At 59.4% G+C, this 19,149-nt stretch carries 14 protein-coding genes; 9 read left to right on the top strand and 5 right to left on the bottom strand.

Annotated elements, in window-relative coordinates; genetic code table 11:
- Nucleotides 1-23 precede the first annotated feature (23 nt).
- The 3 genes from tpx to K5D32_RS08125 form a co-directional block, all read right to left on the bottom strand.
- Nucleotides 24-524 (bottom strand): thiol peroxidase, encoded by a 501-nt coding sequence (gene tpx / locus K5D32_RS08135; protein WP_221577595.1) that lies wholly within the window; start codon nucleotides 522-524, stop codon nucleotides 24-26.
- Nucleotides 525-633: 109 nt separating this feature from the next.
- Nucleotides 634-4,314 (bottom strand): translocation/assembly module TamB domain-containing protein, encoded by a 3,681-nt coding sequence (locus K5D32_RS08130; protein ID WP_221599845.1) that lies wholly within the window; start codon nucleotides 4,312-4,314, stop codon nucleotides 634-636.
- Nucleotides 4,315-4,319: 5 nt separating this feature from the next.
- The gene (locus K5D32_RS08125) at nucleotides 4,320-6,044 is read right to left on the bottom strand and encodes an autotransporter assembly complex family protein (protein ID WP_221599762.1); all 1,725 of its coding nucleotides are present in this window, start codon (nucleotides 6,042-6,044) and stop codon (nucleotides 4,320-4,322) included.
- A gap of 290 nt (nucleotides 6,045-6,334) precedes the next feature.
- Here K5D32_RS08125 and xthA point away from each other — a divergent pair, with 290 nt between their 5' ends.
- Complete coding sequence (xthA, locus tag K5D32_RS08120; protein WP_221559784.1) at nucleotides 6,335-7,147, top strand: exodeoxyribonuclease III; 813 nt, start codon at nucleotides 6,335-6,337, stop codon at nucleotides 7,145-7,147.
- Nucleotides 7,148-7,286: 139 nt separating this feature from the next.
- Nucleotides 7,287-8,630 (top strand): phosphate ABC transporter substrate-binding/OmpA family protein, encoded by a 1,344-nt coding sequence (locus K5D32_RS08115; protein ID WP_221599760.1) that lies wholly within the window; start codon nucleotides 7,287-7,289, stop codon nucleotides 8,628-8,630.
- 21 nt (nucleotides 8,631-8,651) lie between these two features.
- Here K5D32_RS08115 and K5D32_RS08110 read toward each other — a convergent pair whose 3' ends face one another.
- Nucleotides 8,652-9,863, bottom strand: coding sequence for an acyl-CoA dehydrogenase (locus K5D32_RS08110; protein WP_221594050.1), 1,212 nt, complete (start codon nucleotides 9,861-9,863; stop codon nucleotides 8,652-8,654).
- A 168-nt stretch (nucleotides 9,864-10,031) separates the two neighbouring features.
- Here K5D32_RS08110 and K5D32_RS08105 point away from each other — a divergent pair, with 168 nt between their 5' ends.
- The 3 genes from K5D32_RS08105 (at nucleotide 10,032) to K5D32_RS08095 (ending at nucleotide 12,446) form a co-directional block, all read left to right on the top strand.
- On the top strand, nucleotides 10,032-10,967 hold the full coding sequence (locus K5D32_RS08105) for a LysR family transcriptional regulator (RefSeq protein WP_221599758.1): 936 nt from the start codon (nucleotides 10,032-10,034) through the stop codon (nucleotides 10,965-10,967).
- Nucleotides 10,968-11,115: 148 nt separating this feature from the next.
- Nucleotides 11,116-11,514: a MerR family DNA-binding transcriptional regulator gene (locus K5D32_RS08100; RefSeq protein ID WP_221577600.1), complete on the top strand. Its 399-nt coding sequence runs from the start codon at nucleotides 11,116-11,118 to the stop codon at nucleotides 11,512-11,514.
- 32 nt (nucleotides 11,515-11,546) lie between these two features.
- Entirely contained in the window at nucleotides 11,547-12,446 is a 900-nt protein-coding gene (locus K5D32_RS08095) for a hydroxymethylglutaryl-CoA lyase (RefSeq protein ID WP_221577601.1), read from the top strand.
- Nucleotides 12,447-12,760: 314 nt separating this feature from the next.
- Here the strand turns inward: K5D32_RS08095 and K5D32_RS26115 are convergent, their stop codons facing one another.
- Nucleotides 12,761-12,970 carry a hypothetical protein gene (locus K5D32_RS26115; protein WP_311775776.1) on the bottom strand — a complete coding sequence of 70 codons (210 nt, stop codon included), beginning with the start codon at nucleotides 12,968-12,970 and terminating at the stop codon, nucleotides 12,761-12,763.
- Between the two features lie 185 nt (nucleotides 12,971-13,155).
- On the opposite strand from K5D32_RS26115, the gene K5D32_RS08090 reads away from it, so the two are divergent.
- The 4 genes from K5D32_RS08090 to K5D32_RS08075 are packed head-to-tail and all read left to right on the top strand — an operon-like array spanning nucleotide 13,156 to nucleotide 18,739.
- The gene (locus K5D32_RS08090; RefSeq protein WP_221599756.1) at nucleotides 13,156-14,319 is read left to right on the top strand and encodes an isovaleryl-CoA dehydrogenase; all 1,164 of its coding nucleotides are present in this window, start codon (nucleotides 13,156-13,158) and stop codon (nucleotides 14,317-14,319) included.
- 15 nt (nucleotides 14,320-14,334) lie between these two features.
- A complete protein-coding gene (locus tag K5D32_RS08085; protein ID WP_221599754.1) occupies nucleotides 14,335-15,942 on the top strand; it encodes a carboxyl transferase domain-containing protein in 1,608 nt (535 codons plus the stop codon).
- A 14-nt stretch (nucleotides 15,943-15,956) separates the two neighbouring features.
- Nucleotides 15,957-16,778 (top strand): gamma-carboxygeranoyl-CoA hydratase, encoded by an 822-nt coding sequence (locus tag K5D32_RS08080; RefSeq protein ID WP_221599752.1) that lies wholly within the window; start codon nucleotides 15,957-15,959, stop codon nucleotides 16,776-16,778.
- Nucleotides 16,775-18,739 carry an acetyl/propionyl/methylcrotonyl-CoA carboxylase subunit alpha gene (locus K5D32_RS08075; RefSeq protein ID WP_221599750.1) on the top strand — a complete coding sequence of 655 codons (1,965 nt, stop codon included), beginning with the start codon at nucleotides 16,775-16,777 and terminating at the stop codon, nucleotides 18,737-18,739. The genes K5D32_RS08080 and K5D32_RS08075 overlap by 4 nt, the downstream gene beginning before the upstream one ends.
- Nucleotides 18,740-19,149 lie beyond the last annotated feature (410 nt).

Here is a 19,149-nt window from a genome sequence, read left to right as displayed (position 1 = left end):
GGCCGTCGAAGTGTTGCAGGGTATTACTTCAATACAGCCAGAGCCGCTTCATAGTTCGGCTCTTCGGCGATTTCCGAAACCAGCTCGCTGTGCAATACAGTGTTGTTTTCGTCCAGGACGACAACAGCACGGGCAGTCAGGTGAGCCAGAGCACCATCGGCGATTTCAACGCCGTAGTTCTTGCCGAAATCGGCACTGCGGAAAGAAGACAGGTTCTGGACGTTCTCCAGACCTTCCGAGCCACAGAAGCGAGCCTGGGCGAATGGCAGGTCAGCGGAAATGCACAGCACGACGGCGTTTGCGACGTCATTGGCCTGGGCGTTGAACTTGCGCACGGAAGTGGCGCAGGTCGGAGTATCGACACTTGGGAAGATGTTCAGGACTTTACGCTTGCCCGCAAAGTCAGCCAGGGTCACATCGGCAAGGCCGGCACCTACCAGAGTGAAAGCGGGAGCAGCGCTGCCGGTTTTCGGCAGGTCGCCAGCGATTTGTACAGGGTTGCCTTTGAGCGTTACTTGAGCCATGAAACCAAGTCCTTTTACAGAGTTTTTGAAGAGCCGGAAGTTAACCACGAAAGTGACCAAGTACCTATATCGGATATTTCCGAAACGGTAACAGAATAGAGCCCTCGCGCTAAAAATCCCGCTTATAGAAAATATCCAGCGAACTGGCAAGGCCGCTGGCCGCTTCCAGATACACCCTTTTGCTCAACATGTAGCGCAGAGCGATGGTATTGGCGGGCTCGAACACGCCCACGCCATAGCGCAGACTGAGTTTTTCGGTGATCTTGCCGCTGGCCACGACATTGGTCTTGTTGCCCGTGCCGGTGGTATCGAGCTCAAAGTCCTTGATCCCGAGGTTGTCGGCAAGTTTGCCGGTAGTCGACGCACTTCCCGCCACGCCCAGCGCCAGGGCGGCCTGGGCAACCATATTGCTGTCTTCCCCGGTATTGCCCAGCGGCCTGCCCATCACCAGATAGGACAGCGCCTGCTCCTGACTCATGGCAGGTTCGGAAAACACTTCGGTAGTGGGCTGATCGGCACTGCCAGTCAGGCGGATACCGGCGATGATCTCGTCGGTCTGACGAATCGCTTCGATATCCAGATAAGGCTGATCGATGGGGCCTGCAAACAACAGGCGGGCCTTGCGAATGGTCAGGCGCTGGCCATAGGCGCGGTAACGTCCGTCATTGAGGTTCAGTTCGCCGCGGGTATCGAGGTTGTCGCCAATGTGCACATGCCCGACAAGGTTGGCCGTCAGCCCGAAGCCGCTGAACGCCAGTTTTTCCTGTCCGACTTCGACATCGATATCCATCGCCATGGCTATGGGCGGCGCACCCTCTTCAGTCTGTTGCCCGACGATGACGGTATCCCCCGACAGCTTCACCGTAGAAGGCGGCAACTCGCGCACCGTGATCGTGCCCTTGGGCACCAGCACCTTGCCGGAAATTCCCAGCCGGTCGTTGTGCATGGAGACTTTCAGGTCGGGCGCCGCTTCCACGGCGACATAAGGTTCGACGGTAATCGGCAGGCGCGAGCCCTTGAGGTTGATATCCACCATCAGAGCCTGCCCCCAGGCCACCTGCCCGCTCACTGTGCCCTGCCCGGTCGCGCCGCTCTTCCAGCCGCCATTGAGCTGTACGCTTTCCCCGGCAATCAGGGCCTGGACTTTCAGGTCCTGCAACTCCATGGGGAGCTCAGGCCCCGAAACCTCACCACCCTCCAGGCTGAGACTGCCATTGACCTGAGGTGCCAGCAGACCACCGGACAGTCGACCATTGCCACTCAGGCGGCCATTGAGTTTCTGCACCAGAGGCACGAAGGGCCGCGCCACGGAAACGTCCAGGCCGGACAGGCTGAAGTCGCCACTCAGGCTCTTTTCACGCGACAACGGGTCGATTCGCGCCGTGAGCAACAGCCTGCCCAGTTTCTCGCCCTCGAAATCCAGCCGCGAATCGATACTGCGTGGTTTCAGGGTGCTGCTGAGTTTCAGGCTGCGATAAGGAAAGTCCAGCCACTGATCCTTTTCCTTTACCCGCAGCGTGCCGTTGCTGGCATCGACCGTGATTTGCCCGTCAGGCCCGGCGGCTGGTAGATCGAGTCGGATATCGGCATTGAGCGCGCCTTTCCAGGCGAAGTCCTTGGGCAGCCACTGAGCCAGGCTTTCGAGGGGGAAGTTCTTCAGGTGATAACGTAATCGGGGCTCAGGCATCAGACGCTGATCTTCACCGCACAGGCTTGCCTGCCCGGAAGCCCAGCAATGGGCACCGAAGTTGATCTTGCCGTCGGTCAGACGCTCAAGCTTTGCAGGCTGTTGCAGTTTCCAGTCCTGCCCGCCGCTCTGAATGGCGCCGCTGACCAGTCGTCCGCGCCAGTTGCCCTGATCCAGAGCACCGTCGAGTGCCAGAGCCAGTTTCAGCAACGGGCCTTGCAGGTCGAGCTTCATCTGCTGGTTCTTGAGCGTGCCCTGCCCATTGACGGTCAAGGTTCCCAATGCCGTGTCGCCGGCGTGAATACCACTGCCCTTGAGGTCGACCGTTGCCCGCTGGGCCTGATCGAGCTTCGCGGCCAGTGTCAGGTTTTGCAGGCGATTGTCCTGCAGGGCCAGTTGCGCGCCTTGCAGGTCAAGCTGGCCTTGAGGAGACTGAAGCGTTCCGGCCAGATTCAGTTTTCCGTTGAGCCGCCCTTGCAACCTCGGCCATAGCTGCCCCAGGCGTGGCAGATTGAGATCCAGTTGGCCTGCGAGGCGCTGCTGCAAACTGCCGCTGCCCTGAATCCGGTTGTCACCCAGGCGTATATCCAGCGCACCGAGGTTCCATCGCTCACCCGCACCATCGGCCTTGACCAGCAACACCGCTGGCTGACCACGCAAACGCCCCTTGAGGTCCAGGTCGGCATTTAGTGCGAGCTTTTCATCTTTCAATTGCCCCTTGCTGCGCAGCGCACCTGCCAGAGTGCCCGGCAGTTCCGCGACCCAATAGGACGGATCGAGCGAGCCCAGATCCAGCGCCGTGTCCCAGCCGATGCCATCGGCGAACTGCAAATTCAGATGACCGCTGGCCTTACCCTGCCCTGCGACCATTTCCAGTTGCGGCAGGTACACCTGCTGCAAATTGCCACTGAACGGGCTGCCCAGGCTGAAAGCACCTGCCGGGCCATCCAGGTCGGAACTGAAATTGCCCAGATACTGACCGTCGGTGTAGGAAATCTCGCCCTTGAATGTGCGCAGACTGACCTGAGGCTCACTCGCCAGCGGATAAAGCCGCTGCCACGGGAAGTCCAGCCAGTCGATTTTCGCATCGGCCTTGAGCGCTTTTTCCCAGTTCAACTGGCCGTTGAGGGTGAGATGCTGCTGTTCACTGGCGGTCAGTTGCAGCGTCTCGATATCAGCGCCTTTGGCATCCACACGGCCTTGCAGCGCCAGAGCGACCGGGCCTTGTTCGGCGGGCAGGCTGGCGCTGCCGGTAATCTGGTAGCCGCTGTCGAGGTTGCCTTCGGCATTGAGCAACACCTGCTCAAGCTGCAAGGTATCCGGCAATCCGGCACTGGGCTTGAAGCGCTCGGAGGTGATGTTCACTTTGGCCGGCAGATGCTCGGCCAGCGCTTGCAACTCGCCGCTCAATTGCCCTTGCAGGTAGCCGCTGCTGTCGGCCTTGAGGTGCAGGGTCTTGAGCAGTTCGCCGGTGATATCCAGCGCCAGCGCCCAGGGTTGTCCGTCCTGAGGTGGCAGCTGCAAAGTGCCCTTGGCAGTCAGCGGCCACTCGCCCTCTGGCTTCAGCAGGCCGACAAGGTCGAGAACCAGACTGTCGCGCTGCAAATGGGCCGAATCGATCTGCAGACCATCAGCCGTCCAGTGCGCCGCCAGTTTCAGATCACTCAGTTGCTCGACGCCGTCCAGTTGCAGGCTGCCCAGTTGCACGTCATTCAAGCGAATCGCCACCGGCAGTTTCAGTTGCGGCAAGGACAGCGGGCCTTCGCTGACAGTCTCTTCGCTGGCCGGGAAATGCATACGTACCTGACCGGCATGCAGTTGCTCGATGCACAGCGTCATCTTCAAGAGGCAGGCAGGCGACCAGTCGAACTGGACGGCAGCGACCTCGACGCGGTCCTCGCCCTGCTGCCAGAGCACCGAGTCAGCACGCCATTGTCCGCCCAGCCGGCCGCTGAAATTCTCTACCTGCAAACCCGGCACTCGCGCCAGTGCCCACTGGCTGCCGCTCTGCGTGCCCACTGCCATCCAGGTGCCCACCAGCAACAGCAGCAGGATCGTGACCAGCCCCAGACCCGCGATCTTCGCCCCACGCTTGATGTTCAGACGCTTCACAGTTCCGGTCCCATGGAGAAGTGCAAACGAATCCCGCCGTCATCGTCCAGCGCACGGGCCAGATCCAGGCGCAACGGCCCGACCGGTGAAACCCAGCGCACCCCGAAGCCTACGCCGGTCTTCAGGCTCGGCAGCTCAAGGTTATTGAAGGAGTTGCCCTGATCGACAAAAGTCGCCAGACGCCATTTTTCCGCGATGGAGTATTGATACTCGACACTGCCCGCCACCATGTAGCGACCGCCGATACGGTCGCCATCGGAGTTGGTCGGCGACAGGGTCTGATAGTCATAACCGCGAACGCTCTGATCGCCACCGGCAAAAAAGCGCAGAGACGGCGGGATGGACTTGTAGCCATTGGTCAGGTTCCCACCGAACTGCACGCGCCCGAGAAAACGGTGATTCTGCGCAACGGTGGTCAGGCCCTTGAGCAGCACATTGCCATGAAACAGGTTGGCATCGGACATCACGCCCTCCTTGGCAACCTGCGCATCGAACTGCAACCGGTAGCCCTGGCTCGGATCGATGCGGTTGTCGCTGCGCAGGAACGAATAGCTGATACCGGGCATCAGCAAGGTGCTCAGGCCGCTGTCATCGCCCAGGCGATACTCTTCGCGCTGCCACTTGAGAGAAACCACCCGCTCCCAGCCGCTGGGCAACTTGCTGTGCCATTCAGGGCCGACGGTGAGCAGTTTGCTGAGGCTGTCGGTGCCCGCGATTTCTTCATATTGATAGCCGCCGGCAAAACGCAGCTTGTCGGTGAGCGGCGGATCAAGTGGTACGTCGTACCAAAGCCCCACGTTCTGCCGAGGTGCCGACAGCTCGGTTTCAAACCCATAACTGTGTCCTTGGGGATTGGCCCAGTGGCGCGTCCAGTTGGCCTTGCCACGCGGCCCGACGTCAGTGGAGAAACCAAGCCCCAGGCCCATGGTGCGCGGCTTGCGGGTTTCCAGTTGCACAGTCATCGGAATGACCTGCCCGACGGCAGCGGCGGGAGCTGCATCCACCCGTACGCCCTCGAAATAGCCACTGGACTGCATGGCCTGATTGAGTTCGGCGATCAGTTGCGAGTCGTAAGGCGTGTTTTCCTTGAACGGCACCATGCGCTTGAGAAGGTCGTCATCGAGCGGTGTATCACCACTGAACACCACTTTGCCCAGGGAGTAGCGCGGACCGCTGTCATACACCAGCTCGATGTCCGCCACTCCGGCACGCGGGTCAACTGCCAGACGCTGGCTGGTGAAGCGCCCACTGAAAAAGCCGTAGCGAGACGCCTGATTCTGGATCAGGCGCTTGGCGTCTTCATAATGCCCATGATTCAGCACCGCGCCGGGTGCCAACGCCTGGCTTTTGGGAACCTGAAAAGCCTTGAGAGAAGCCGCCGGCCCGTCGATACGCACCGTCACATTGCGCAGGCGGATCGGCTCGCCGGGCTCGATGGTGATGACCAGCTTCGGGTCCTGGTCATCTGTCACCTGGCTGTCGATGCGGGCCTGATAGTAGCCCAGCGCCTGAGCTGCCTTCTGCGCCTGTTCTTCGGCGCCCAGGCTGAAATGTTTCAGGGCCTCGGCATCACGCTCGCCAAGGCTGCCTACATATCCTTCGACGTTGGCTTTGAGTTCCGGATTCGCGGGCTTGATCCTGACATCCAGACGGGCTTGGGCAAGGGCCGTTGCACTCATGGACATCAGCAGCGCGCTGCTGAGCAGGGTTAAAAACTTCATATGGTCACGCATGCTAACACGATCGACAGATTCTGCTGGAACCTGTCAATAGGTCGAACTTTCAATCCCTTACGCCACAACCTGCAGGAAAACCTGAAGGTCCGGTCAGAAAAAAGCCTTCTGCGGACTGGCCTTGCAGCCATTTTCATCCATGGCTGCGCAAGGGTGAGAGCAAGCACAGCCGGAACAGTTCCAGCCCTCAACCCAGCGTAGCAGCCGACGGCACGCTGGCCGTAAATCGGCCGGTCGGCTAGCATCGCTTCTTTGTATGAATTCAGGATTGCCGCTTCATGAAAATTGTATCTTTCAATATCAACGGTCTGCGTGCCCGACCGCATCAGCTGGCGGCGCTGATCGAAAAACACCAGCCTGACGTGATTGGCCTGCAGGAAACCAAGGTCAGCGACGAGCAGTTTCCCCAGGCCGAGATCGAAGCGCTGGGCTACCACGTTCACTTCCACGGTCAGAAAGGCCATTACGGCGTTGCCCTGCTTTCACGCAATATGCCACTGGCCCTGCACAAGGGTTTCGAGGGGGACGACGAAGAGGCACAGAAGCGTTTCATCTGGGGCACCTACGCTGACAGCAATGGCCAGCCGGTCACCATCATGAATGGTTACTTCCCTCAGGGCGAAAGCCGCGACCACCCCACCAAGTTCCCCGCCAAGCAACGCTTCTATAACGACCTGCAAGCGCTGCTGGAAAGCCGTTTCAGCAATGACCAGCCGCTGATCGTTATGGGCGATGTGAATATTTCCCCCCAGGACTGCGACATCGGCATCGGCGCGGATAACGCCAGGCGCTGGCTGAAAACCGGCAAGTGCAGCTTCTTGCCTGAAGAGCGCGAATGGATGGAGCGCCTGAAGAACTGGGGTCTGGTGGACAGCTTCCGCTACCTGCACCCGGAAGTGGTCGATCAGTTCAGCTGGTTCGACTACCGCAGCCGTGGTTTTGAAGACAACCCCAAGCGCGGGCTGCGTATTGACCTGATCATGACCTCCACAGGCCTGCAACCGCGTATCAAGGCGGCTGGCGTGGACTATGAATTGCGCGGCATGGAAAAACCTTCGGACCATGCGCCGATCTGGCTTGAATTGAGCTGATAAATGCTGCGATGCCGACGTGCCTGTGAACCCGCAGGCACGTCGCTCAGATAAACGTCAGGCACCTCATCAAGCGTCATATTTCAGCAATCTTTCTGTCTTATTCTGCCGAGACTTTCAGCTATACAAGGTGACGCAGATGCTGCGCGCTCTGCTTTCCGCGCTGGCGCTTTCCTGCGCCATCCTGCCCTGCATGACCCAGGCTGCGCTGCCGGTTCCGGCAGATGGCACCCCTGCCTTGCGCATCCAGGGTTCCAACACCATCAATGCGCAACTGGGCCCGGCACTGGTCGAAGGCCTGATGCGCCAGCAAGGGTTGCAAGCCCTGCAAAGCCTTCCCGGCACCCAACCCAACGAAACCCGCGTGACGGGCTCCACGGCAACCGGACAGGCGGTGGTCGCGGACATTGCCGCCCACGGTTCGGGCACCGGCTTCACTGCGCTCAAGGCAGGCAGCGCCGATATTGCGGCCTCTTCACGACCGATCAAGGATCAGGAAGTCCAGGAACTCAAAGCCCTTGGCGACCTGAAAAGCCCCGAGAGCGAACAAGTGATCGCCATCGACGGCGTGGCGGTCATTCTGCATCCGGGCAACCCGCTTCGGCAGCTCAGCACTCTGGAACTGGCTCGCATCTTTTCGGGAGAAGTCCGGGACTGGCAAGAAATCGGCGGCAATGCCGGCGAGATTCATCTGTACGCCCGCGACGAAAATTCCGGCACCTATGAAACCTTCAAGGAACTGGTGCTGACCCGCAACAGCAAGAACCTGTCGCGTCAGGCGAGGCGCTTCGAGTCCAGCGAGCAGCTTTCCGATGCGGTCAGCAATGATCGCAACGGCATTGGCTTCATCGGACTGCCTTATGTTCGCCACGCCAAAGCCGTAGCGGTTGCCGACGGCGAATCAAAAGCGATGCTGCCGACTGTCAGCCTGATTGCGACTGAGGATTACCCGCTTTCGAGGCGCCTGTATCTGTATGTTCCGCCCAAGGCAAACCATGACTGGGCCCAGGCACTGGTTCACTTTGCGCAAAGCGCCGAAGGCCAGGCCATCGTGGCCCGCAACGGTTTTGTGGCCCAGACCGTTCAGGCCATGAAGGTGCAGGCAACGGCGCAGATGCCCGAGGACTATCAGGCATTGACTCGCAAGGCCGAGCGCCTGTCGGTCAACTTCCGCTTTGCCCAGGGCAGCGCCCGACTGGATAACAAGGCACAACTGGATCTCAGGCGTGTGGCGGATTACCTCAAAACCCATCAGAAGCTCGATCAGCAGGTCACACTGGTGGGTTTTGGCGATGCCAAGAGCGATTCGGCACGGGCCACCCTGCTTTCCCGGCTGCGCGCCATGGCGGTTCGCCGGGAACTGCAGAAAAGTGGCGTGACTTTCCACGAAATACTGGGCTTCGGCGACGAAATGCCGGTCGCTGGCAACGATGCCGACGATGGCCGGATCAAGAACCGGCGGGTTGAAGTCTGGGTGAACTGACCCACTGCACCCCGCCTACGCTCACTTTTGCGGCAGGTACTTGCCCAGTTCGAACTTGCCAATGGCCGCACGATGCACCTCATCCGGGCCGTCGGCCAGACGCAAGGTGCGCTGCATGGCATACATATAGGCCAGCGGGAAATCATTGGAAACCCCTGCGCCGCCATGGATCTGGATGGCCCGGTCAATGACTTTCAAAGCCACGTTGGGCGCCACCACCTTGATCTGGGCAATCTCGCTCCTGGCTACCTTGTTACCCACGGTATCCATCATGTAAGCGGCCTTGAGGGTCAGCAGCCGCGCCATGTCGATTTCCATGCGCGAATCCGCAATCTTGTCGATATTGCCGCCCAGCAACCCCAACGGCTTGCCGAATGCCACACGACTGGCGGCACGCTGACACATCAATTCCAACGCACGCTCCGCCATGCCGATCGAACGCATGCAGTGATGGATACGCCCAGGCCCCAGACGTCCCTGGGCAATTTCAAAGCCGCGCCCTTCCCCCAACAGCACATTGCCATAAGGCACCCGGACATTCTCGAACAGCACCTCGGCGTGCCCGTGAGGCGCATCGTCATAGCCAAAGACCGGCAGCGGCCGCACGATTTTCACGCCGGGCGTATCAGCAGGCACAAGAATCATGGAGTGCTGCTGATGACGAGGCCCATCGGGGTTGGTCAGGCCCATGAAAATCAGGATTTTGCAGCGCGGGTCACAGGCGCCGGAGGTCCACCACTTGCGGCCATTGATAACCCACTCATCGCCATCCCGCTCGGCGCGGGCCGCCATATTGGTTGCATCCGAGGACGCCACGTCAGGCTCGGTCATGGCAAAGGCCGAACGAATCTCGCCCCGCAGCAGCGGCTCCAGCCATTGCTGCTTCTGCTCCGGGGTTGCGTAACGCACCAGCACTTCCATATTGCCGGTGTCCGGAGCAGAACAGTTGAAAGGCTCAGGCCCCAGCAGCGAGCGACCCATGATTTCAGCCAGGGGCGCGTATTCAAGATTGGTCAGGCCTGCGCCCAGTTTCGACTCGGGCAGGAACAGGTTCCACAGGCCTTGCTCCCTGGCCCTGACTTTGAGCTCTTCCATGATTTCCGTGGGCTGCCAGCGGTCGCCTTCCGCCACCTGGCGCTCGAACACCGGCTCGGCGGGATAAACGTAAGCGTCCATGAAGGCAGTGACGCGCTCGCGCAGCTCCTGCACTTTCGGGGAATAGGCAAAATCCATGGGCAGCTACCTTCTCAAGGGAATGGAGGTCATGAAAGGGATGCTAAAGAACCCACCGGCATTTATCTAATCTATTCTCGGCGTATATAAACATTCATAACCAATATATGATCGAGCTACGCTGCGGCATAAGCAGTGACCCTACAAGAACAACGAGAGGCGCCTCCAATGAACCTGAGCAAGGTTGATCTCAATCTTTTCATTGTCTTCGACGCCATTTACACCGAAGCCAATCTGACACGAGCCGGCCAGATCGTGGGCATTACCCAGCCTGCGGTATCCAACGCCCTGGCGCGACTGCGGGAAACCTTCAACGATCCGCTGTTCGTGCGCACGGCTCAGGGCATGGTGCCCACGCCCATGGCCCAGAACATCATCGGCCCGGTGCGCAATGCCTTGTCACTGCTGCGAGTGTCGGTGCAGGAAAGCCGCATCTTCAACCCGTTGCAGGCCATCAAGAATTACCGCATCAGCATGACCGACCTCACCGAAGCGGTGATCCTGCCCTTGCTGTTCCAGCGCCTGCGGCGTCAGGCCCCGGCAGTGACCATCGAAAGCTTCCTGTCCAAACGTCGCGAAACCACCAAGGAGCTGGCCGCGGGGCGCCTGGACTTCGCCGTCGATGCGCCTCTCAATACCGATCCGCAGGTGCGGCACGTCAAGTTGATGGAAGACAAATACGTCTGCGCCATGCGCAAAGGCCATCCTCTGGCAGGCAAGGCAGCCTTCAATCTGGATGACTATCTGGCGCAGGCGCACATTCATATTTCCAGCCGTCGCAGCGGCCTTGGGCATGTTGACCTGGCACTGGGCAAGATGGGAATCCAGCGCAAGATCGCCTTGCGCTCCCAGCACTACCTGATGGCGACCCAGGTGCTGCAACAGACCGACATGGTCATGACCGTCCCCGAGCGCTTTTCCCGGCGTCATGACCTGCACTATGCGCAATTGCCGGTCAGCGATGTGCCGGCGGTGGAAACTCATCTGTACTGGCACGAAAGCACCGATCAGGACCCGGCCAATCGCTGGATGCGCGAGCAGTTGATCGAGTTGTGCCAGCGGGTGACAGCGCAGGAAAATCGCCTTGAAACAGAATTAACTTAAAATCTTAATTAACTGATAAATATAGATATTTTTAAAATAGTTAAAGCTAGTTCTAACTTTAACTTCCCTTGCTCGCGACGGCATCGGCTTGACGTATACGTCAAGCCAGCCTTAGGTTAACCCAAAGGTTTCCCCGCCGAGCAGAACCATGACCAGCCCGACCTACAGCATCTCCGACCTCGCCCGCGAACTGGACATCACCACCCGCGCCATTCGCTTTTACGAGGAACAAGGCATGCTCAGCCCCGAAAGACGGGGCCTGGAGCGTATCTACTCCCCACGCGACAAAGTCACCCTCAAGCTGATCCTGCGCGGCAAACGCATCGGCTTCTCCCTGGCTGAATGCCGGGAGCTGATCGAGCTGTACGACCCTCACGGCGACAATCAGAAGCAGTTACACAGCATGCTGGGCAAGATCGAAGAGCGTCGCGGACAATTGGAGCAGCAGCTTCTGGACATCCAGCAGATGCAGCTTGAGCTGGATACCGCAGAGGAACGCTGTCGTGCAGCCCTGAACAAAACCCTTTTAGATCAAATACCTGAATAACAAACCTCAACAAGATATGAGGTACAACCGCCATGCATTTACCTCAACGCGTTCGCCTGGTGGAAGTCGGCCCCAGAGACGGCCTGCAAAATGAAGCGCGTCCGGTGAGCATTTCGGACAAGGTGCAACTGATCGAGGACCTGACAGCCGCAGGACTGAAGCACATCGAGGCCGGCAGTTTCGTATCCCCCAAATGGGTGCCGCAGATGGCCGGCTCTGCAGAAGTCTTTGCCAGCCTTCAACCTCAAACCGGAGTCATCTATTCAGCATTGACCCCCAACCTGAAAGGTTTCGAAGATGCGCTGTCGGCCGGAGTTCGTGAAGTAGCGGTATTTGCCTCAGCCTCCGAAGCCTTTTCCCGGCGCAATATCAACTGCTCCATCAGCGAAAGCCTGGAGCGTTTTCTGCCGGTAATGGCGGCGGCGCATCTGCATGGCATTCGCGTGCGAGGTTATGTGTCGTGCGTACTGGGCTGCCCGTATGAAGGCAAGGTTCTCCCCCAACAGGTGTCGTCCGTGGCTAACGAGTTGATAGCCATGGGCTGCTACGAAGTGTCTCTGGGCGACACCATCGGCATTGGCACACCCGCCGACACACGGGAGCTGTTCAACGTGGTCGCCGGGCAGATTCCCCGGGGCAAACTCGCCGGGCATTTTCACGACACCTACGGCCAGGCGCTGGCCAATATCTACGCCAGCCTGCTGGAAGGCATTGCGGTCTTCGACAGCTCGGTTGCCGGACTTGGCGGCTGTCCTTACGCCCAGGGTGCCAGCGGCAATGTGGCGACAGAGGACGTGCTGTATATGCTCGGCGGCCTGGGTATCGACACTGGCATCGACCTGGATCTGCTTATCGCGGCTGGCCAGCGAATCTGTACCGTGCTGGAACGCCGCAACGGGTCCAGGGTGGCTATAGCTCGTCTGCCCGCTTGAGAAAGGTCACTGGTCGGCGAGTCGGTGCGGCAACTTGTCACAGAGTGTTACCCTCGCCGGGATCAGTTGAGTGAAAACGGGTAACACGGAAACATTCAGCGGCTGACGGACAAGCGCCTCAGCCTCCAGAATCCCGCCAAAACCCTGTATTTAAAGGGTTTCGCAAAAACTGGCACGGGTTCTGCTATATCTCTTGTACAACAAGAACAAGAAAACGCAGCAATCCAATAAAAACAATACGTATCGGCTCTGACATAACAAGAACAACACGGACAGAGGCGCAGCTAACAGATTTTTTTGGAGTGGATAGCTTTTCAGAGACCCTTGCTAATGAGGGTACTCGCAACCGGGCAGAGAACAATAAAACTACCTTCAGGTAGCGCCAGAACGGGTTGGATCGACACGATAAAAGCGATATCAGCGCTCAAAAAAATACGTTTGCTCTTGATCCCGAATGGGGGTCGCTCAAAAAAGATGTGAAGGGCCAGGTCGCCAAAAACAATAAAAGACCTCCCGAAAAACAAAAAAGAGCATGCAAAGAAACCTTGAAGGGGAGCCCAGGCTCCCCTTCGTGCTTTCCGGCATTCAGCATCGCCACCCTTCTCTATTCCCCTCGCAGCCCTCCGACATTGACACCTTGGCAATTACAGGCTTACGTTAACGTAAAGGTCATAGCCAATCCGCCAATAATAAAACTGGAGCGCTATTCATGATCTACCCCAGCCTGAACTTCGCCCTGGGCGAAACCATCGACATACTGCGTGACCAGACCCGGTCTTTTGTCGCGTCCGAACTCTCCCCACGCGCCGCACAGATCGACAAGGACAACCTGTTCCCGGCCGACATGTGGCGCAAGTTCGGAGAAATGGGCCTTCTGGGCATTACCGTCAGCGAAGAATATGGCGGTGCAGGCCTTGGCTATCTTGCCCACGTGGTCGCCATGGAAGAAATCAGCCGCGGATCGGCCTCGGTCGCCCTCTCCTACGGCGCCCACTCGAATCTGTGCGTCAACCAGATCAACCGCAATGGCAACCCGGCGCAGAAAGCCCGCTACCTGCCCAAACTGATCAGCGGCGAACATGTCGGCGCCCTGGCCATGAGCGAACCCAATGCCGGATCGGACGTGGTGTCCATGAAGCTGCGGGCCGAGCGCCGCGGCGACCACTTCGTGCTCAATGGCAGCAAGACCTGGATCACCAACGGCCCGGACGCCAATACCTACGTGATCTATGCCAAGACCGATCTGGACAAGGCCGCCCATGGCATCAGCGCCTTTATCGTCGAGCGCGACTGGAAAGGTTTCACCCGCGGTAACAAGTTCGACAAGCTCGGCATGCGTGGCTCCAACACCTGCGAGCTGTTTTTCGATGACGTGGAAGTCCCGGAAGAAAACCTGTTGGGGCCGCTCAATGGCGGCGTGAAGGTGTTGATGAGCGGCCTGGATTACGAGCGCGTCGTGCTCTCCGGCGGCCCGACCGGGATCATGCAGGCCTGCATGGATGTGGTGTTGCCTTATATCCACGACCGCAAACAGTTCGGCCAGAGCATTGGCGAGTTCCAACTCATTCAGGGCAAGGTCGCGGACATGTACACCCAGATGAATGCCAGCCGCGCGTATCTGTATGCCGTCGCCCAGGCCTGCGACCGTGGCGAAACCACCCGCAAGGATGCTGCCGGGATAATCCTCTACAGCGCCGAACTGGCCACGCAAATGGCGCTGGATACCATCCAGATTCTGGGCGGCAACGGTTACATCAACGAGTTTCCGGCCGGTCGTTTGCTGCGCGATGCCAAGCTCTATGAGATCGGCGCAGGCACCAGTGAAATCCGGCGCATGCTGATCGGCCGCGAACTGTTCAACGAGACACGCTGAGCCCGGGAGTGCTTCATGATCATTCTGCACAGCCGAATCAACACGCGCTCCCCCGAATTCGCCAGCAACCACGCTGCCTTGCTGGAACAGGTCAATGACCTGCGCCGCCTGCTGGCCAGGGTTCATGAAGGTGGCGGCAGCAAGGCCCAGGAGCGCCACACGTCCCGAGGAAAGCTGTTGCCCCGCGAGCGCATCAATCGCTTGCTGGACCCCGGCTCACCGTTTCTGGAAATCGGCCAGCTCGCGGCCCATGCCGTCTATGACGAAGAAGTGCCGGCTGCGGGCGTGATTGCCGGGATTGGCCGGGTCGAGGGCGTGGAATGCATGATTGTCGCCAACGATGCCACAGTCAAAGGCGGCTCGTACTACCCGCTCACCGTCAAGAAACACCTGCGCGCCCAGGCCATCGCCCAGCAGAATCGCCTGCCTTGTATCTATCTGGTGGATTCGGGCGGTGCCAACCTGCCGCGTCAGGATGAAGTATTTCCGGATCGCGAACACTTCGGGCGGATCTTCTTCAATCAGGCCAACATGAGCGCCATGGGGATCCCGCAGATTGCCGTAGTCATGGGCTCCTGCACGGCGGGCGGTGCCTATGTGCCCGCCATGGCCGACGAAGCGATCATGGTGCGCCAGCAGGCCACGATTTTCCTGGCCGGGCCGCCACTGGTGAAGGCCGCCACCGGCGAAGTGGTGAGCGCCGAAGAACTGGGCGGCGCCGATGTGCATTGCCGGACTTCCGGGGTGGCCGATCACTACGCCGAAAATGACGAACACGCCCTGGAACTGGCCCGCCGCAGTGTCGCCAACCTCAACTGGCACAAGCAGGGTCGACTGAACGCCAGCGCACCTGTTGCGCCCTTGTATGCCAGCGACGAGTTATATGGCGTTATTCCTGCCGAAGCCAAGCAGCCTTTCGATGTGCGCGAGGTGATTGCGCGACTGGTGGACGGCTCGGTGCTGGATGAATTCAAGGCGCTGTTCGGCACCACGCTGGTCTGCGGCTTTGCCCGGCTGCATGGCTACCCTGTCGCGATCCTCGCCAATAACGGCATTCTGTTCGCCGAAGCCGCGCAGAAAGGCGCGCACTTCATCGAACTGGCCTGCCAGCGCGGCATTCCGCTGCTGTTCCTGCAGAACATCACCGGCTTCATGGTCGGCCAGAAGTACGAAAGCGGCGGTATCGCCAAGCACGGCGCCAAACTGGTGACCGCCGTAGCCTGCGCCAGAGTGCCCAAGTTCACAGTGATCATCGGCGGCAGCTTCGGGGCCGGGAACTATGGGATGTGTGGCCGAGCCTATGACCCGCGATTCCTCTGGATGTGGCCCAATGCGCGGATCGGCGTGATGGGCGGCGAACAGGCGGCGGGCGTGCTGGTGCAGGTCAAGCGCGAACAGGCCGAGCGCAGTGGCCAGACCTTCAGCGAAGAGCAGCAGGCCGAACTGAAACAGCCGATCCTCGACCAGTACGAACATCAGGGCCACCCCTACTATTCCAGCGCGCGCCTGTGGGACGACGGCGTCATCGACCCGGCCCAGACCCGCGACATCCTGGCCCTGGCACTTTCAGCCTCGCTCAACGCTCCCATCGAACCCACCACGTTCGGCCTGTTTCGCATGTAACCCGGGGATAGACCATGACGCCCTTCGCAACCATCACCCTGATCGACGACCCACGCGGCTTCGCCACCCTGTGGCTCAATCGCCCGGAAAAGCACAATGCCTTCAATGCGCAGATGATTCGCGAGCTGATCCTGGCCCTGGACGCCGTACACGCCAATGCCAGCCTGCGCTTCCTGCTGATTCGCGGGCATGGCAAGCATTTCAGTGCGGGTGCCGACCTGAGCTGGATGCAGCAGGCAGCGGACCTGGACTACAACACCAACCTGGACGACGCCAGGGAACTGGCCGAACTGATGTACAACCTGGCCAAACTGAAAATCCCGACCCTGGCCGTGGTTCAGGGCGCGGCATTTGGCGGTGCATTGGGCCTGATCAGTTGCTGTGACATAGCCATCGGCGCCCGAGAGGCGCAGTTCTGCCTGTCGGAAGTACGGATTGGCCTGGCACCTGCGGTGATCAGCCCGTTTGTGGTTCAGGCCATCGGTGAACGTGCAGCGCGGCGCTACACCCTGACCGCAGAGCGATTCGACGGCGTGCGCGCCCGAGAGATCGGCCTGCTTGCCGAGTGCTACCCCCACGCGGAACTGGAAAGCGAAACCCAGCGCTGGATCGACACTCTGCTGCTCAACAGCCCCCACGCCATGCGCACCAGCAAAGACCTGCTGCGCGAAGTCGGCAGTGGGGAGCTGACTCCTTCCCTGCGCCGCTACTGCGAAAGCGCCATCGCCCGGATTCGCACCAGCGCCGAAGGCCAGGAAGGTTTGCGGGCCTTTCTGGAAAAGCGCCAGCCCTATTGGCAGGTACCTGCGGACAAACAGAAGGACTCGCAATCATGAGCGCCCCGACCAAGCCTGAACTGACCACGCTGCTGGTTGCCAACCGGGGCGAAATCACCTGCCGCATCATGCGTACCGCCAAACAGTTGGGACTGACCACGGTTGCCGTCCACAGCGCCATCGACCGGGAAGCACGTCATAGCCGAGAAGCCGACATTCGGGTGGACCTTGGAGGCAGCAAGGCAGCCGACAGCTACCTGCAAATCGACAAGCTGATAGCGGCCGCCCGCTCCAGCGGCGCTCAGGCGATACACCCCGGTTACGGTTTTCTGTCCGAAAGTGCCGAATTTGCCAAGGCCGTTGAAAATGCCGGACTGATCTTTATCGGCCCGCCCGCTTCGGCCATAGAAGCCATGGGCAGCAAGTCCGCTGCCAAATCCTTGATGGAAGCTGCCGGAGTCCCGCTGGTGCCTGGCTATCATGGTGCCGCCCAGGATCTGGACACCTTTAGGGCCGCTGCCGAACGTATCGGCTATCCCGTGCTGCTCAAGGCCACCGCTGGGGGAGGCGGCAAGGGCATGAAGGTCGCAGAAAACCCCAGCGAACTGGCCGAGGCACTGGCTTCAGGGCAGCGCGAGGCCAAGTCTTCGTTTGGCGACTCGCGAATGCTGGTGGAAAAGTACCTGCTCAGACCCCGCCATATCGAGATTCAGGTGTTTGCCGACCAGCACGGCCATTGCCTCTACCTCAATGAGCGGGACTGCTCGATACAGCGCCGCCACCAGAAAGTCGTCGAAGAAGCGCCTGCTCCGGGCCTGAGCCCGCAATTGCGCCAGACCATGGGCGAAGCCGCCGTCCGGGCAGCCCAGGCCATCGGTTATGTGGGCGCAGGCACCGTGGAGTTTTTACTGGATTCGCGGGGCGAGTTCTTCTTCATGGAAATGAACACCCGCCTGCAGGTCGAGCACCCGGTGACCGAATACATCACCGGGCTTGATCTGGTGCAGTGGCAGATCAGCGTCGCCCTTGGCGAGGCACTGCCGATCACTCAAGAGCAAGTGCCCCTGAACGGGCACGCCATCGAAGTGCGCCTGTATGCCGAGGACCCGGAAAACGACTTTCTGCCCGCCACCGGCACCCTCGACCTTTATCGCGAGCCCCTTCCCCACCACGGCTGGCGGATCGACAGCGGCGTCAGCCAGGGCGACAGCATCTCGCCGTTTTACGACCCCATGCTGGGCAAGCTGATTGCCTGGGGCGAAAACCGTGAAGAAGCACGCCTGCGACTGCTGGCCATGCTGAATGAGTTCGCAGTGGGCGGCGTGAAAACCAATCTGCCTTTTTTGCAGCGCATCATTGCCCATCCGGCCTTTGCTGCCGCCGAGCTGGATACCGGTTTTATCCCGCGCTATCAGGAGCAATTGCTGCCTGCCACAGGTGAGCTGACCGACGAGTTCTGGCAGGCCGCCGCCGAAGCCTTTATCCAGAGCGAGCCTTCACGTATCTGCACGGAGGACCAACACTCGCCATGGCGTTCGAACACAGGCCTGCGCTTCGGGCTACCCGATCAGATCGACCTTCACTTGCAGTGCAAGGACCAGACAAAAGTCGTCCGCCTGCGTCGTAGCAGCAACACCCTGTTGCAGTGGAGCGGCGAGCGACTGGTCGTGGAGAGCAACGGCGTCCGTCATCAACATCTGGCCATCCGCCAGAGCGAAACGCTGTACCTCAAGTGGCAAGGTGAAGTGCATGCGATCAGACGCATGGACCCCATCGCGGCAACCAGCACCTGTGAAACCCGGCAAGGCGGCTTTACTGCCCCCATGAATGGCAGCATCGTGCGCGTGCTGGTGCAAGCGGGTCAGCAGGTTGAGGCCGGCACACAACTGGTGGTGCTTGAGGCCATGAAAATGGAACACAGCATTCGTGCCGCACAGGCGGGCGTGATTGCGGCATTACATTGTCAGGAAGGAGAAATGGTCAGCGAAGGAATGTTACTGGTAGAAATGCAGGACATGTAGCGCCCTCTCGGGTTAGCTCAGGACGGCATAACAGTGCAGGGAGGATTATTTATTTCAATGGATGCAGGAAAAACATTTGACTTGCAAATGATAATGATTATTATTGCATCAGCTGGTCGCGAGACTGGCGGATAACCCAGGAGTCTTAGGTCGACTCCCGGATTATCTCCTCATCAGGCTAATCACGGTTTTTGACCCGGCTTTTTGCCGGGTCTTTTTTTTGGTTTTTTTCGCTGCTTCAGGCTAATGAAGTCTTTGTATGTCTCAATGGCGCGGATCATAGCAAAACAATATCGACCAAGGTCATAAATTTTAGCTCCACCTTTCATTAAAAATAGTAATTGTTGTCACTTTTCACTTGAGAATGATTCTCGAATTCACTAGCCTGAACCTGGTCACGGATGGCAGCA

It is taken from the genome of Pseudomonas cichorii, from assembly GCF_019719005.1.
GTDB lineage: Bacteria > Pseudomonadota > Gammaproteobacteria > Pseudomonadales > Pseudomonadaceae > Aquipseudomonas > Aquipseudomonas cichorii_E.
The sequence above is the reverse complement of the archived record's forward strand: the minus strand, read 5'-3'. Positions and strand labels throughout refer to the sequence as shown.

Bases quoted from the DNA above. Each gene is read 5' to 3' on its own strand.
- tpx (WP_221577595.1), bottom strand. From the start codon at position 524: ATGGCTCAAGTAACGCTCAAAGGCAACCCTGTACAAATCGCTGGCGAC.
- K5D32_RS08125 (WP_221599762.1), bottom strand. From the start codon at position 6,044: ATGAAGTTTTTAACCCTGCTCAGCAGCGCGCTGCTGATGTCCATGAGT.
- xthA (WP_221559784.1), top strand. From the start codon at position 6,335: ATGAAAATTGTATCTTTCAATATCAACGGTCTGCGTGCCCGACCGCAT.
- K5D32_RS08115 (WP_221599760.1), top strand. From the start codon at position 7,287: ATGCTGCGCGCTCTGCTTTCCGCGCTGGCGCTTTCCTGCGCCATCCTG.
- K5D32_RS08110 (WP_221594050.1), bottom strand. From the start codon at position 9,863: ATGGATTTTGCCTATTCCCCGAAAGTGCAGGAGCTGCGCGAGCGCGTC.
- K5D32_RS08105 (WP_221599758.1), top strand. From the start codon at position 10,032: ATGAACCTGAGCAAGGTTGATCTCAATCTTTTCATTGTCTTCGACGCC.
- K5D32_RS08100 (WP_221577600.1), top strand. From the start codon at position 11,116: ATGACCAGCCCGACCTACAGCATCTCCGACCTCGCCCGCGAACTGGAC.
- K5D32_RS08095 (WP_221577601.1), top strand. From the start codon at position 11,547: ATGCATTTACCTCAACGCGTTCGCCTGGTGGAAGTCGGCCCCAGAGAC.
- K5D32_RS08090 (WP_221599756.1), top strand. From the start codon at position 13,156: ATGATCTACCCCAGCCTGAACTTCGCCCTGGGCGAAACCATCGACATA.
- K5D32_RS08085 (WP_221599754.1), top strand. From the start codon at position 14,335: ATGATCATTCTGCACAGCCGAATCAACACGCGCTCCCCCGAATTCGCC.
- K5D32_RS08080 (WP_221599752.1), top strand. From the start codon at position 15,957: ATGACGCCCTTCGCAACCATCACCCTGATCGACGACCCACGCGGCTTC.
- K5D32_RS08075 (WP_221599750.1), top strand. From the start codon at position 16,775: ATGAGCGCCCCGACCAAGCCTGAACTGACCACGCTGCTGGTTGCCAAC.